Annotated in this window: 16 protein-coding genes and 1 tRNA gene; 11 read left to right on the top strand and 6 right to left on the bottom strand. The window is 49.4% G+C overall.

Going from position 1 to position 13,939, the window contains the following annotated elements; all coding sequences use genetic code 11:
- Positions 1-87: 87 nt before the first annotated feature.
- The 6 genes from LKD23_RS12045 to LKD23_RS12020 all read left to right on the top strand — a co-directional run bounded on the left by LKD23_RS12045 (position 88) and on the right by LKD23_RS12020 (position 5,024).
- Complete coding sequence (locus tag LKD23_RS12045) at positions 88-861, top strand: type III pantothenate kinase (protein ID WP_227621849.1); 774 nt, start codon at positions 88-90, stop codon at positions 859-861.
- Positions 862-928: 67 nt separating this feature from the next.
- Positions 929-1,005: transfer RNA gene (locus tag LKD23_RS12040), tRNA-Arg, on the top strand.
- Positions 1,006-1,179: 174 nt separating this feature from the next.
- Positions 1,180-1,431, top strand: coding sequence for a DUF6061 family protein (locus LKD23_RS12035; protein WP_097774000.1), 252 nt, complete (start codon positions 1,180-1,182; stop codon positions 1,429-1,431).
- 814 nt (positions 1,432-2,245) lie between these two features.
- Positions 2,246-2,662: a YjdF family protein gene (locus tag LKD23_RS12030; protein WP_005922200.1), complete on the top strand. Its 417-nt coding sequence runs from the start codon at positions 2,246-2,248 to the stop codon at positions 2,660-2,662.
- Between the two features lie 176 nt (positions 2,663-2,838).
- A complete protein-coding gene (locus LKD23_RS12025; RefSeq protein ID WP_215698199.1) occupies positions 2,839-3,303 on the top strand; it encodes a hypothetical protein in 465 nt (154 codons plus the stop codon).
- Positions 3,300-5,024 carry a recombinase family protein gene (locus tag LKD23_RS12020; protein ID WP_431834199.1) on the top strand — a complete coding sequence of 575 codons (1,725 nt, stop codon included), beginning with the start codon at positions 3,300-3,302 and terminating at the stop codon, positions 5,022-5,024. Before LKD23_RS12025 ends, LKD23_RS12020 begins: the two co-directional genes overlap by 4 nt.
- Here LKD23_RS12020 and LKD23_RS12015 read toward each other — a convergent pair.
- From LKD23_RS12015 to LKD23_RS11990, 6 genes are all read right to left on the bottom strand, one after another.
- Positions 4,963-5,283, bottom strand: coding sequence for a transposase (locus LKD23_RS12015; RefSeq protein ID WP_227621851.1), 321 nt, complete (start codon positions 5,281-5,283; stop codon positions 4,963-4,965). The genes LKD23_RS12020 and LKD23_RS12015 overlap by 62 nt on opposite strands.
- A 43-nt stretch (positions 5,284-5,326) precedes the next feature.
- Positions 5,327-6,265 (bottom strand): ParB N-terminal domain-containing protein, encoded by a 939-nt coding sequence (locus LKD23_RS12010; RefSeq protein WP_227621847.1) that lies wholly within the window; start codon positions 6,263-6,265, stop codon positions 5,327-5,329.
- Positions 6,262-7,815, bottom strand: coding sequence for a relaxase/mobilization nuclease domain-containing protein (locus LKD23_RS12005; RefSeq protein ID WP_227621846.1), 1,554 nt, complete (start codon positions 7,813-7,815; stop codon positions 6,262-6,264). The genes LKD23_RS12010 and LKD23_RS12005 overlap by 4 nt, the downstream gene beginning before the upstream one ends.
- Complete coding sequence (locus tag LKD23_RS12000; RefSeq protein WP_005930640.1) at positions 7,787-8,221, bottom strand: plasmid mobilization protein; 435 nt, start codon at positions 8,219-8,221, stop codon at positions 7,787-7,789. The genes LKD23_RS12005 and LKD23_RS12000 overlap by 29 nt, the downstream gene beginning before the upstream one ends.
- A 691-nt stretch (positions 8,222-8,912) precedes the next feature.
- The gene (locus LKD23_RS11995) at positions 8,913-10,181 is read right to left on the bottom strand and encodes a GHKL domain-containing protein (protein WP_005924494.1); all 1,269 of its coding nucleotides are present in this window, start codon (positions 10,179-10,181) and stop codon (positions 8,913-8,915) included.
- On the bottom strand, positions 10,178-10,876 hold the full coding sequence (locus LKD23_RS11990; RefSeq protein ID WP_005924492.1) for a LytR/AlgR family response regulator transcription factor: 699 nt from the start codon (positions 10,874-10,876) through the stop codon (positions 10,178-10,180). The genes LKD23_RS11995 and LKD23_RS11990 overlap by 4 nt, the downstream gene beginning before the upstream one ends.
- 179 nt (positions 10,877-11,055) lie before the next feature.
- Between LKD23_RS11990 and LKD23_RS11985 the strand changes: the two genes are divergently transcribed.
- From LKD23_RS11985 to LKD23_RS11965, 5 genes are all read left to right on the top strand, one after another.
- On the top strand, positions 11,056-11,643 hold the full coding sequence (locus LKD23_RS11985; RefSeq protein ID WP_005924490.1) for an accessory gene regulator B family protein: 588 nt from the start codon (positions 11,056-11,058) through the stop codon (positions 11,641-11,643).
- A gap of 12 nt (positions 11,644-11,655) precedes the next feature.
- Complete coding sequence (locus LKD23_RS11980; protein WP_005924488.1) at positions 11,656-11,826, top strand: hypothetical protein; 171 nt, start codon at positions 11,656-11,658, stop codon at positions 11,824-11,826.
- A 68-nt stretch (positions 11,827-11,894) separates the two neighbouring features.
- Entirely contained in the window at positions 11,895-12,173 is a 279-nt protein-coding gene (locus tag LKD23_RS11975; protein WP_227621845.1) for a hypothetical protein, read from the top strand.
- Between the two features lie 12 nt (positions 12,174-12,185).
- Complete coding sequence (locus LKD23_RS11970) at positions 12,186-12,923, top strand: DUF3658 domain-containing protein (protein ID WP_223386544.1); 738 nt, start codon at positions 12,186-12,188, stop codon at positions 12,921-12,923.
- Between the two features lie 198 nt (positions 12,924-13,121).
- The coding region (locus LKD23_RS11965) for a recombinase family protein (protein WP_227621850.1) at positions 13,122-13,939 on the top strand (818 nt) is incomplete at its 3' end.

The following is a 13,939-nucleotide window of genomic DNA, read 5'->3' as shown; positions in this document are numbered from 1 at the left end:
CACGGCCGCAGCGTCTCCCCTTGCCAAGGGGAGACTATGGTGCTATATATTATATATACATTATATGCAAGCAGGGAGGCCCCAACCATGATCCTTACCGTCAATCTCGGCAACACCCACATCACCATTGGCGGCTACGAGCACGATGACCTGATATTCTGCGGACGGCTCCACACAGACCCCGCCGCCACCGTCGATGAATACGCGCTGCGGCTGGTCAATCTGCTTTCGCTCCACAGGGCCGCACCTGAGCAGATCGAGGGCGGCATTCTGGGCAGCGTAGTGCCTGCGCTGACCGGACGGGTGCTGGCAGCATTGCAGATGCTCTGCCCGGTGCGCATCCTGACCGTCGGGCCGGGACTCAAGAGCGGCATCCGCCTCCGGCTGGACAATCCCGCCCAGTTGGGTGCAGAGCTGCTCTGCGGCGCAGTGGCTGCGCTGGCGGAAGGCTCCGGCCCGCTGGTGGTCATCTCAGCCGACACGGCCATCTCCCTGATGGCCGTCAACGGGAGGCAGGAGCTTGTGGGCGGCGTCATCCTGCCCGGGCCGCAGCTCTCGCTGGCCGCGCTGGTGCAGAACACCGCTCAGCTTCCCCAGATCGACCTCTCTGCCCCCGCGCCCGCCTCTGTGCTGGGCAAAAACACCGCCGCCTGTCTGCAAAACGGCTTTGTGCTGGGCACTGCCGGGATGCTGGACGGGCTGGCCAGCCGTTTCTGTGCCGAACTCGGCCCCGAAACGAAATTCTACGCCACCGGCAATCTGCCCCGGACCATCCGGGAGGCCTGCCGCACCCCCATCCTCTACCGGGAGACTCTTATCACCGACGGCTTGTACCGCATCTGGCTGCGGAACCGCCGCTGAAGTTTTATTTGCATTTTTTGCGAGGCTGTGCTATACTATATTGTACTGGTTCACCAGTGCATATCGTGCGATCGTAGCTCAGCTGGATAGAGCGTTCGGCTCCGACCCGGAAGGCCAGAGGTTCGAATCCTCCCGGTCGCACCAAACCATGAAAATCCGAACCTTTTCTCGATAGGAGAAGGGTTCGGATTTTTTGTTTTCTTCGGAAACGAGAACAACGGCTCTTCCCTGACGGCTGTGTGCCCAAAACCTTATCAGAAAGACCGTATCACGAAGGTCACAACTGTAAGAGTGCCGTAAGGCAGGAAGGACACGATTATGAAGTACGATGCAAGAGCCTGTTCGTTCAACATGGATACCGGCTGTGTGGAGCTGCTGCTCCGGGATGGCAGAAAAGTTTCTATCGACTGCACCGGGGTCGAAGATGCACTGGATGTTACCATGGCACAGCGGACTGAATTGGACTATCTCATCTACAATGACCCGCTGGCGTATGCCGAACTGATCTTGAACGGTGAGCCGGACGAGTATCTGAGGAATGTAACAGGTAGTCACGGATTAGAGGATTGAACGCAAAAACAGGGTGCGCCCTGCCGGACGCACCCTGCAAAAATCCACACACGATAAGTAAGACAGGGAGTTCCCCAGTGCTGGGTATCCGTAAAACAGTTTTCGAGAAATGACACGGCAACTGCCCTGTCAGGATTGGTTACGAGTACCAGGCTAGGCCGAGGAAGCATCAAGTCCCATGTCTGCACCGTCAAGGTGTTGGGTATGGGGCTTTTTGCATTTCAGGAACGTGTACGCCTTTGGCAAGGTGTAACACACTAGACTTTGTACCGAAGTCGTGTGCCAAGGGTGCTGCGCCCCTTAGAATCCCTGCTCACATCGCCTGTGGGCGATGTGGATTCGCCGCATAGAAAGCTCTCACAAAGGCTCACCCCGGCTGTTTGCGGCGAGGAAAAGGCACTTCTGCGGAAGTGTAATAACCCACTATGACGCTTTCAGCCCTGCGGTCTGCAAAGTGTAGTGGGCTCTCCGAGGGGGAACGGTGGTATGGGGTTCGTTTCGGGCGAATCGCTGCGTACGTGCGTACGGAAGGTTGGTACGCACGTACGCAGTAAAACGGTCAAATTCTCGTATATATGGGTGGTCATTTGACCACGAGTGTGGTATACTTCACTTGGAAAACCAATTAAGGTAGATATAATGCACAGGGATGTGCTTTATATAATAAAAGCAGGATAAAAACGCAACGCATTTCTTCCTGAGAGATGCTAGAGCTGGTAGGTAGCCCAGCCGTCTGCACCGCACGGTGTAGGTAAGTAACCTTCCCCTCCGGGTTGTCCATTCCTGTAAGGATTTATTTCAGGAGGGTTTCGTTATGGACATTGATTCTACAAAGCTGACTGTGTTTTTTGAGGCTCCATTCTGGATTGGAGTGTTTGAGCGTATTGAGAGAAGAAAGCTTTCAGTGTGTAAAGTCGTGTTTGGCGCAGAACCAAAGGACTATGAAGTCTGGGAGTATCTGCTCAAAAATTACAGTCGGCTGCGCTTCAGTCCATCTGTTGAGACAGTTGTAAAGAAAGAGTCTGTGAATCCAAAGCGATTGCAACGGCAAATCCGAAAGGAAACAGCTGCCACAGGAATCGGCACAAAATCACAGCAGGCGTTGCAAATGCAGCGAGAAGAAAACAAGCTGGTGCGAAAAGCACTTAGCCGTAAACAACGCGAAGCAGAAAAGCAGCGTCAATTTGAACTGAAACAGCAGAAGCGAAAGGAAAAGCATCGGGGCAGATAATGCCCCTTTGCTTTTATCTGGCAGGGTTTGGGGCAGGCACGCCCCAACAAGAAGCTGTCCCAAAGGGGCAGGAAATTTTCAAGAATTGAAAATTTGTGGCCACGGGACGATTCTTGCTCTCACGAAAACCCATACTTTTTGAAAAAACGCTTTTCGCAGCCAAAGGAGGATGCACCATGAAAAAAGAGATCGAAGCCTTTGTCAACGCAGCCAACGAGCAGGAGTTGGAAGCCGCATGGAATAACCTCTCGGCAGAGGAACAGCAGATTTTCGAGCAGCTCATGGAGGAAGACTCACCCGAAGATGCACTGGCATTTTTCGCCCAGCTGTATGACGATACCCCGAAGGAGCAGGCCAGCGAAACCGTGAGCATCTCCGAAAATGAAATCTATTTCAAGCGGCAGCCCTTGACCGAAGAGCAGAAGAAGCACGGCTCCTATGTAGATGAGAACGGCAACCTCCATGTCAAGAATCTGTCCGCTTTCTGGATTCCAGAACTGACCACCACGGAGAAAGTCGGTCACACCACCTACACCGTGACCGGCAGCTATGAGGGCAAGGAATCCTTTTTGAAGAAGCTGGAGCGCATTGTTGCCAAGAACGCCCAGCAAAAATTTGAAGATGAGGGTGCAGACGAATGACAACTGCGCCTAATTCTGCTATACTTGACCCGTTAACCAATCCTGTACTGACAGTTGCTCCACAGAGTAAGGAGGACACAACAATGTCTGGAGCAACGAATAAGATCACCGCACTTTACTGCCGACTGTCGCAAGAGGACGCACGGCTCGGCGAAAGCCTGTCCATTGAGAACCAGAAGGCTATCCTTCTGGAATACGCCAAAAAGAACCACTTCCCGAACCCAGTGTTCTTTGTGGATGATGGCTACTCCGGCACGAACTATGACCGCCCCGGCTTTCAGAGTATGCTGGTCGAGATCGAAGCAGGGCGTGTAGGAATCGTTATCACGAAAGACCTGTCCCGACTGGGGCGTAACTCTGCCTTGACGGGTCTGTACACAAACTTTACCTTTCCCCAGTATGGCGTTCGCTACATTGCCATTAACGACAATTACGACACCATTGACCCGAACAGCGTGAACAACGATTTTGCGGGTATTAAGAACTGGTTCAACGAGTTTTACGCCCGCGATACCAGCCGCAAGATTCGGGCTGTCCAGAAGGCCAAGGGAGAGCGTGGAGTGCCGCTGACGGTCAATGTTCCGTACGGCTATGTAAAAGACCCGGAAAACCCGAAGCATTGGCTTGTTGACCCGGAAGCGGCTGCGATTGTGAAGCGCATCTTCTCCATGTGCATGGAGGGACGTGGCCCGACCCAAATTGCAAACCAACTGTGGGTGGACAAAGTTCTGACTCCCACCGCCTACAAGCTGAGCCATGGCCGGAGTACAAACGCACCTGCCCCGGAAGACCCTTACCGCTGGGATAAAAGAGCAGTAAGTTTGATTCTGGAACGCCGGGAGTACACTGGCTGCACAGTCAACTTCAAGACCTATACTAACTCTATCTGGGATAAAAAGAGACATTTGAATCCTGTGGAAAATCAGGCTATCTTCCCGGATACACATGAGCGCATTATTGACGATGCTGTGTTTGAAAAGGTTCAGGAGATTCGCAACCAGCGTCACCGCATGACCCGGACAGGCAAGAGCAGCATTTTCTCCGGTATGGTCTACTGCGCTGACTGCGGTTCCAAGATGCAATATGGTTCGTCCAACAACAGGGACTTCAGTCAAGACTTCTTTGATTGCTCTCTGCACAAGAAGAACGGGAGCAAGTGCAAGGGACACTTCATCCGAGTAAAGGTTCTGGAAGGACGTGTACTGAGTCATGTTCAGCGGGTGACGGACTACATTCTCCGTCATGAAGACTACTTCCGCAAGGTCATGGAGGAGCAGCTTCGGGTGGAAAGCACCGAAAAGCTGACCGTCCTGAAGAAGCAGCTTGCCCGGAATGAGAAGCGGATTGCAGACCTCAAACGGCTGTTCGTGAAAATCTACGAGGATAACGCCAGCGGAAAGCTGAGCGATGAACGCTTTGACATGATGAGCCAGAGCTACGATGCCGAACAGAAGCATCTGGAAGAGGAAGCACGCTCTATCCAGCAGGAAATCGAAGTACAGGAACAGCAGATCGAGAATATTGAGAAGTTCGTCCAGAAAGCGCACAAGTACGTTCATATTGAAGAACTCACCCCTTATGCTCTCCGTGAACTGGTGTCGGCCATCTATGTGGATGCCCCGGATAAGTCCAGCGGAAAGCGGGTGCAGCACATCCATATTAAGTATGATGGGCTGGGGTATATCCCTCTGGATGAACTGGAAGCAAAAGAAAAGGCGTGACCGGAGTCACGCCAAATCTTCCCCATTTAGGGAACTTTTGCAAATACTGTTTTATGGGAACTCTGCTAGCGGGAACTTCCTGTTTTTCTTTGCCGGAGATGTGAGCCTGCTCCGCCTGCCACGCAGCAAACTCGCGCTGGCCTTCCTCGCTGTTCCAGCAGGCAAGGATCGCCGGATAGAATGCCCGTGCCAGACGTTCGATGGCTTCATCGGGATACGGGGAAATGTTTGTGGACTTTTTCTTTTTGTTCAAACGCACACTCCTTTGGACTTCCGTTGACAGCATACAATGGGCCTGTTTGTTATGCTGTCTGCTCATCCTCTGCGAGCGCAGATTCCAGAGAATCAAGGTACTCCTTGTGCTTGTGGATGATTTCGAGAATGACTTCTCGCTGTGCTGTGTCTGGCATAGTTCTCAGAAGATAGTCAAACTCTGTGCGGAAACGTGTTGTAACGTGTTCCAGTGCGACATAATCATGCCGCACTTCTTCCGGGTAAGCATCGCTGTCGTAAACCGATTCGATTTTCTGAAACGGCATCACAGGTGCCTTTCCCGGTTCCCGGATGATGCCATCGGCATCCGGCTTCGGTTCAACCTTCAGTTCCGGGTGCAGGATTTCCTGCAAGGTCTGTGCGCGGGCATCATAGTTGGCTCGTGCAAGGCGGTGCATATCAGACTTGCTGACTTTTACCTGTTTGTTCAGAATCTTCTCCCGCATACCGGGAATCAGGGATTCAGCAATTTCAACGCCTTTCATGTACTTCGATGCACGAAGTACAGTTGCCTTGCTTACACCATTTTCCTCTGCGATTCGTTCGCAGGTTTTTATGGCTTCACCGGAGTTATCAGTTTGAGAACTCCGGTGAAATCGGCCATTTTCATCATGCGATTCTTTGCGGGCTTCGCCATGAGAGGATTTTTCCGCTTCATATTGCTTTCCGATGAGGAACAGCTTCTGCTCCGGGGTAAGATTACGCCGCCCCAACTGATTCTTGCAGATCCATGCGAGGACTTCTTCTCTGCTTTCAAATCGGAGCGGCATGGTGGAAAAGCAAATCTCCGGGTGCTTCTGGAGGATGGCATAACGATTGTGGCCGTCAACGAGGGTGTTGTTCCAGACGATCAAAGGAGAGAGCAGCTTGCCTTCCTTGAGGATGTTTTCTTCAAGCTGCCTGTATTCATCGTCCGTCAGCGGCGGAATCTGATTCTGGAACTCCGGGTCGATTTTCAGATTGATCATACGCACACTCCTTCTCTCTCGTGATGCTGCGTCTGTTTTTCCTCCCGGAAGAACAGGGCAACATTCTGTTTTGCATCTTTCAGCTTGAGCAGCTCGGACTTGGCTTCCTTGTACTGCTCATAGAACTGTGCCTTTTCGGAAGCAAGAGCGCAGTATTCCGATTCCAGCTTGTTCGGACTGGGCAGGCTGGTGATGTTGTTTGCCTTGAGATAGGCCGCTGCCGCCCGGTATGCTGTCAGCTCTACACGATGTTGTTCTTCAAAGGCTGCGGGGGATTTGGCAGCGTTCCGTTTCTGCGCAAGCGGTCGGTATTGCTTGTAGGCAGCAGCGTGGCTGCGCAGCGTCTTGTTTTCTGCCATGCGGGTTTCGAGGTCTTTCACTACGGCCAGCGATTCATGGAACTTGGTGTCAAGCTCTGCGATTCTCTGGTCGAGTGCGTCCTCGTTGAGCAGACCTTTATCCTGCAAGAGAATCAAGATCTGTGCCATGGTCTTGAGGTTGTGCTTCTTCGCCCAACGCTCGTAGCCGATGCCCTTACCCTGCTTCAGCTTCGCCTGAATATCGATCAGTTTCCCGATGCGGTCAGACTTGGACTGGATAGTGCGCTTGCGTTCGGTATTGGCTTTCAGAGCGGCAAGCACAAGTTCTTTCTCGAACTTGTCACCGATGCTGCGCGCCCGGATGAACTTTGTCCTTCCAGCAGGCAGATAGCTGAGCCGTCCACGGCTTTCCTTGACGGTAATGCCGTACTGCTGCAAGAGCCTGTCCGAGAAATCTTCAAAACTCGTTGCAACATTGAGAACCTCCGAAATCTGTCTCCGCAAGACTTCTTTTGCGGTTTCAAACTTCGTTTGTGTGGGCTGCTGACCTGTTGCGAGCAGGGCAGCGTTTTCATGGTCGAGTTTCAGTTGACCTCGCTGTTTCATCCAGTATTCGCGCTCGCTCACACGAACCTTCGAGCCGTTGAGCAGGTCGATCTGGTACAGTCCAGCACCTTCGCACAGCTCCATGACCTCGACACGCAAGTGCCGCATGGTCTGGGCCGTGCTGGAGTGCTTCATACCCTCACACCAGTCGCGGGGCTTTTGCATATAGGGCTTGCGTTCCACTTCTCGCATTCGGATGCTGCCGATCACGATGTGGACATGGATGTTTCCCGAATGGTTGTGCCCATCGGGGTGAGTGCAGACGATGGCGGGATGACCGGGGAAGTTTTCTTCGCAGAATTTCAGGCCAAGTGCCTGTGCCTTTTCCATGGTCAAGCCGTTGTCGGCTGCATCTCTTGGGTCAAAGCTGATGATATACTGGTGGCTTTTAATATCACCATGCTGGGTGTTCTTGCCATACTTGCGGTTTGCCAGCAGACAGGCCGTTGCAAATGAGAAATCACCGCACTCAAGGGTGTCGAGCAGGTAGGATTCCCGCAGCTTCGGCTTGCCCTGTTCATCCAGAAGCTGCTTTCCGGTGAACTCATCGTGTTGGTAGATCAGGTACGCTTCAATGGCGGTGTAGTCCGAGTTCTTAGAGGCGATATGCTTGAGCGTTGCCATACAGTTCACCCAGAACTTTCTCGGCGTGCAGCCGAAATGCGGTCAGGTCTGCAAGTTCGTCAAGGAGTTTCGCCCGGATCTGTTCGGTGTCTGCACCGCCGGAATTGAAGTGCCTTGCAAGCTGGTTCAGGTTGCCGCCCACCTTGCTGCACTGAGCAAGCAGGGTGGAAACAGCGGTCAGGGTTTCTTCACCGCCGCCGGCAACGATGACCGTTTTCTCGATTTTGACGTTGTGAATGGCTCGGCGGATAAAAGTGGAGAGGGAGAGATTCAGGAGTTTGCAAGTGAGTTCCAGTGACGCTTTTTCCTCCGCTGTCACACGGAACTTGATGATGTGCGTTTTGTTGTTCGGCGTGTCGTGGCGCTGGGAATTGCTAGGGGTCAGTTGAACATTCGTTTTGGTCATTGTACCTCCTGTCTGTTCGATAACTCCTCGGTGAAGTTATGTAAGCACGACACGCCGTTGCTGTTCGCACCGTCAGGTGCGAACCATGAGCAGGGTTTGGGGCAGGCACGCCCCAACAAGATCACTTCGGAAATGCAGGTGCATTGAAGAAGTGAAGTCCCGATGGAGCACAACATTTTCAAGAATTGAAAATTTGTGGCCACGGGACGGTTCTTGCTCTCCACTGCTGCGCTCAAAACGTATTTCCGAAAGTTGTTTCCGAATTGTTAAGACGCAAAAATAAGTAGAGAGTTCCACTGCTCATATATGTGAATCGCCGTTTGCCCCGAACGAAGTTCCTGCCCCTGTTTTGCAGCGGCGTTGACTAGAGAGCCGGTATCACGTTCGGTCGGCTCATGAAATTTTCAAGGTGCAATCTTCCCCGGAAAAGAAAAATACCGCCCACGCAGTACAGGCGAAGGATTTTGTCGGGTGAAACAGACGGCAAAATGATCGGGTGTGTTGCGGGGCGGTAAATCTTCGCAGGAAATAAAACCGCACAGAATCGTTTCTTTACAGAAATCTCTGTGGATTTGTTGGGAATGATAACATAAGTACGAATGCGTGTCAACACTTCAGGATAATGAATACATCAGATGAACGAAACACACAAAGTACAAGCGAAAGCAAGGCTGCGTTTTAGAAGAATGTTTTAATTTTCGCAGTTCAGGCGGACTTGGACGGTAAACACACCGTCCTTCTTCTTTGTGTAGAAGTCGCCATGGTTCTCTTGAACGATACGATTTATGTTCTTTAGTCCGTAACCGTGATACTCTCCGATGCGGATGCTGCGAACGGTATCGCTGTATGGATTCTCAAGCCGGTAAAAGAGACTGCGATACTGCTTGCGCAGCTGTAGATGAATGATTCGCTGTTCTGCTGGCAAGTCGCAGCAGGCTTCAATGGCATTGTCAAATGTGTTTCCGATGATGATGCTCAAAGACAACGATGAGATCGTCAGAACTTCAGGAATCGTCACATCCAGTTTGACTTTGATGTTATTCCTTTCCGCAATTCGTAAGTAATAATTCAAAAGAGCATCAACAACAGGATTTCCGACAGCAGAAATATTTGTGGAACGCTCAAAAACATTCGTGGCGGCCTGTGCGATCTTGTGAAGTTCTTCGGTATCACCGTGTTCTGCAACTGCCTGCATCGCCAGAATGTATTTCTTCACATCATGCTGTAGAGAACGGACTTCTTCCTGACGTTCTTTGAGCTGCTGGTAGTATTCCATTTGAAGGTTGTACTGCTGCTCATTGAACTTGACTTTGAATTTTTCTAGCTCATTTTCCCGGAGAGCTTCCACATAGAACACGATCAGGATGTTTATAAGGAGAAGTACAGCCATAAGGCCGACCATATAATCAGGGAAATAATCATCCGCAGCATGATACTGTGCCACATAACAGACCGCGATACTTGCGATTTGAATCGCAATGATCGGCAGCAGCCATAGGATACGCAGAGCATTTCCTTTTCGGCTGAAAAAATGTGAGATCAGGACTACGAGTGGAATTTGAATCAGGTTTGAAAAAACAACATAGACCAACCGTGCTGCCCCAGCCTGCATTAGAATGTCGGTATCCGGGATACGCAGCCCAATCAGAAGCATTGCAAGCACTTCCACCAAAGCAATCAGTGTGAAGAAAGCTCCGCTTGCAAAAACCGCCTGCCACGGTCGAACCTCATAGAACAGCAATGCAAGGAAAAATCCGCCAACTAAAAGATAGATCGTGCGCTGCGTCACCCAATCCGGGAATAAACTCAAAGCACACTGCCCAGCAATCAAGAGTGCAACATAGGCATAGAACCACCTTGAGACGGGCTCCTTTTTGGGAAACAGCCGACCGATAAAAAGCAGCAACAGGGCAATGTTGGCAAAGCTCCCTGCAAACTCAACGAAATAATAAAGCATCATCTTCCCAAATAAGCGTTGAAGATCTGATTGAACTCCTGACGCTTCCTCCTGCTAATCGGCAGCTGATGTCCGCTGGAAAGAAAAACAGCGGTTCCCGTAGCGTAAACAATGTGTTCCATGTTGACGAGATAACTTTTGTGTGGTGACACAAAGCACCGTTTGGGAAGTTGCTCCAAGGCTTCAGGAATGCTCATTCGCAATGTAAGGTCTTGCTCCTTACAGTGAATCAGAACTTTATGTCCGTGGCTTTCCAGAAAGTAAATGTCCGATGTTTCCAAGGACATGGTAACACCATCGTATTCGATCGTGAAATGTTTGGAGTTCAGTTCCTGAAGGACGGCATCCATTGCCGCAGCGAACAGCGTCTGATCCAAAGGTTTGACAAGGTAGCGGAATGCAATGCCATATCCCTGCACAGCGTACTCATGCCGCTTCGTGACAAATACCACCAAAGGATGCTTCTCCATCTGAATCAAAGACTGCGCCAGCTGAAAACCGTTGGATGGCATCTCGATATCGAGAAGAAGCAGATCAAAGGATTTCTTCTGCATTTGCAATTCGCTCAGAAGTTCGTTTCCATCCATGTAAGTTTCAATGTCAAAGCAGCCTTGCACATCGTACTGCTGGACGCTTTGAACAATGCCATCAAGGTCTGATTTCTCATCATCGCAGACTGCAACGTGGTACTTCAGCATTTCGACAACCTCCACAAAATAATGTCCTGCTACTATTATAGACTGTGCAAAGGCTCCTTACAAGTAGCCTGACCTACCACTTTTGTCACCAGAACGACCAGTTTTGCCAAACCTCTTGATTTTGCTGAAATTTATGATACAGTGAAGCAAAAATCAGAAGATAAGGTGGCGCAACTGCAATGTGGGAACGCACGCTGTCTCAAAAATCAGTCCGTCTTTTCTGCGAGCAAAAAGTGATAGATGAAGCAAAGGCGGATGCGTATGTCTATGGGTACGAGTTGCTCATATCATCTGTTGTGAGCGTTCTGCTTGTTGTTTTAATCGCTGTTGTGTGTGGTGATGTGCGGTACGCACTTTCATTTTTGATTGGGTTTATCCCACAGCGAATCTACATTGGCGGATACCATGCAACATCGCACACCAGATGCTATTTGGCATTCTCCGGACTGGCACTTATCTGCATTTTGCTAAGTAAGGCAATCGCAGCAAATCACCTTTTCCGTATCCTGACAACAGTAGCTCTTTTGGGCATCTCTATCTTTCTCTCACCTATCGAAGCAAAGAATAAGCCTTTAAGTGAAAAGAAGCGGTCAAGTTACAAGATGGTCGCATCTGTTCTTTCGTCAATAGATTTCCTGCTTGCCATTTTTAATGTGCTTCCGTATACACGTCATGTAGTTTGCTACTATCTCTCCAAATGGGTATTGATTGTATTCTCAACAATTCCTTTGGTTCAACAAAAATTTAATGCCAACTTTTGTAGATAGGGAGGTGATAACATGAAAAAAAACAAATGGGTGCTGCTTCTTATCGCTTTTGTTGCATTTTTGGTATTGGTTTATTTTATTGGTGCTTGCCTTAATGCAACGGCAGAGGCATTGACAATTATTTCTCTCTGCATCGGCATACTGGTCATTTATTTAGTCGTAAAAGCAATCAAATCAAAATAAGGAAAGGAAAATGTGATCATGGAACATGGAGAGTTCTTTATACAAAGGCCAATGGATTGGGCTTTTATATGAGTGGAACTACCGTCGGTATTGGCCCGGATTTAATAAAAAATGTTTCAGGAACGGATTACTACACGAGCTATTCCGATAACATCGAACGAAGCTGCCCATTTTCAACGACAGCACTAGTTCCAGAACAAAGTATATATAATACAACCTATACATATGACTTCTATGATGTTGGAACTTATCTTGATTGCAGCGTTGGGTGTTATTTTGGAGTGGTTGGCTCAAGCAAACCAATCTATTGGAGTGCAACTACACAAGTCACTATCCCGAAATTATGATTCTGACCAGCTATGGATGAAATTGTTTTTGAACCCAGTGATGTCAATATGTTAGCAGCTTTAGGCATCGTCGAAAGTGTAAAGTTGTTTCCGTTTATGTTATCAATGGGAGAACTTCAATATGCTTGCGATTCAGAATATCGTTGCAAACAATTCGTGAATTGCCTTTCAGAATATTATCCTGACAGCCAAATTGAAGCTAGACAACTGTGGTCGAAATATCATGGTACAGCGAATGCGGTTCAATGTGATATGATAAATCATAAGCCACTGCGTGTTTGGGTCAGGAGTTCTGCCGATTGTTGGTGCGGCATTTATTATATTTGTTACTATGCAGCAAAGTATGGTACAAATAGAATTTTGCTTGCATCCAGAGAAGGTCTGAAAGAATTTATGGAAGGGAAAACCGATAAGATCTCACAAAAGTATTTGACGGAAGAAACTATTACCGAGTATGCCAAAAGATGGGGAAAGTTATTAAACGAAAACACCTCCATGCGTATTTGGCATGCGAACGATGTTAAAAGCGTTAACATAGATTATTTCGACCAGAGAATTATTAGTTTAGTATCGAGAATTCCTATTTCGGTTGGTGAACTTACCGCAGACGCATTAAAAGCGATTTCTGCGCCGGTAAGTGACTGGTATGTCATGAAACGCATAGAAGCACTTTTGAAAAAGGGTGTTCTTCAAGTCGTTATTCCAAACAAAATCTTTTATAATACCATCGTCCAGCTAAACGAAGAATAAAGGAATCCGAGCAAGTCGGCCCAACAGTCACCTCATTTCAACGAGAGGGGTGGCTGTTGGGTCAATTGTTCAAAAAGAAAAACTGAAGATAATAAAAAGTCTTGATTTCTCCATCAAAACATGGTATATACATTATACGAAACAATGTTTTGAAAGAACGTTTCACCGTTCAATGATGTGGAATGAGAGGTGTCCGCCATAACCGCCGTGATTTACGCCCGCTATTCCAGTGATAACCAGCGCGAAGAATCCATTGAGGGTCAGATTCGTGAATGTACGGCGTATGCCGAGAAAAATGGCATCACTATCGTCAAGCACTACATTGACCGTGCCATCTCTGCTAAGACGGACAACCGCCCGCAGTTTCAGCAGATGATCAAGGACAGCGACAAGAAGCTGTTTGATATTGTACTGGTCTGGAAACTTGACCGTTTTGCCCGGAATCGCTACGATAGTGCCCGGTATAAAACCCAGCTGAAGAAGAACGGTGTCAAGCTCATGTCAGCTACGGAGATCATCTCCGAGGGGCCAGAGGGTATCATTCTGGAATCGGTTCTGGAGGGCTATGCAGAATACTACTCTGCCGACCTTGCCGAAAAGGTTGTCCGTGGACAGACAGAGAACATCCTGAAAGGCCGCTGCAACGGTGGTCGTGGAACGTTTGGATATACGCTGGATTCCGAGCGGAAATTTCACATCGACCCGCTTGCCTCCCCTTTCGTGCTGGAATCGTTCACGAAGTATCGGGATGGCCTTACGATGAAAGAGATTCGGGACTGGTTGAATGAAAACGGCATCAAGAACCCGGTCGGAGGCGAATTTACTTACAACAGCGTGGAGCACATGCTCAAAAACCGGCGTTATATCGGAGAACTGAAATTCCGGGATGTGGTCGTGCCGGATGCGATTCCGCCCATCGTGCCGCTGGAACTGTTCGATGATGTGCAGGAGAAAATCGCCAAAAACAAAAAAGCTCCTGCCCGGAGAAAGGCAGAGGATGATTACCTGCTCACCAC

The organism is Faecalibacterium butyricigenerans (assembly GCF_020687345.1).
Lineage (GTDB): Bacteria > Bacillota > Clostridia > Oscillospirales > Ruminococcaceae > Faecalibacterium > Faecalibacterium butyricigenerans.
This window is presented reverse-complemented; position numbering and strand designations above follow the sequence as displayed.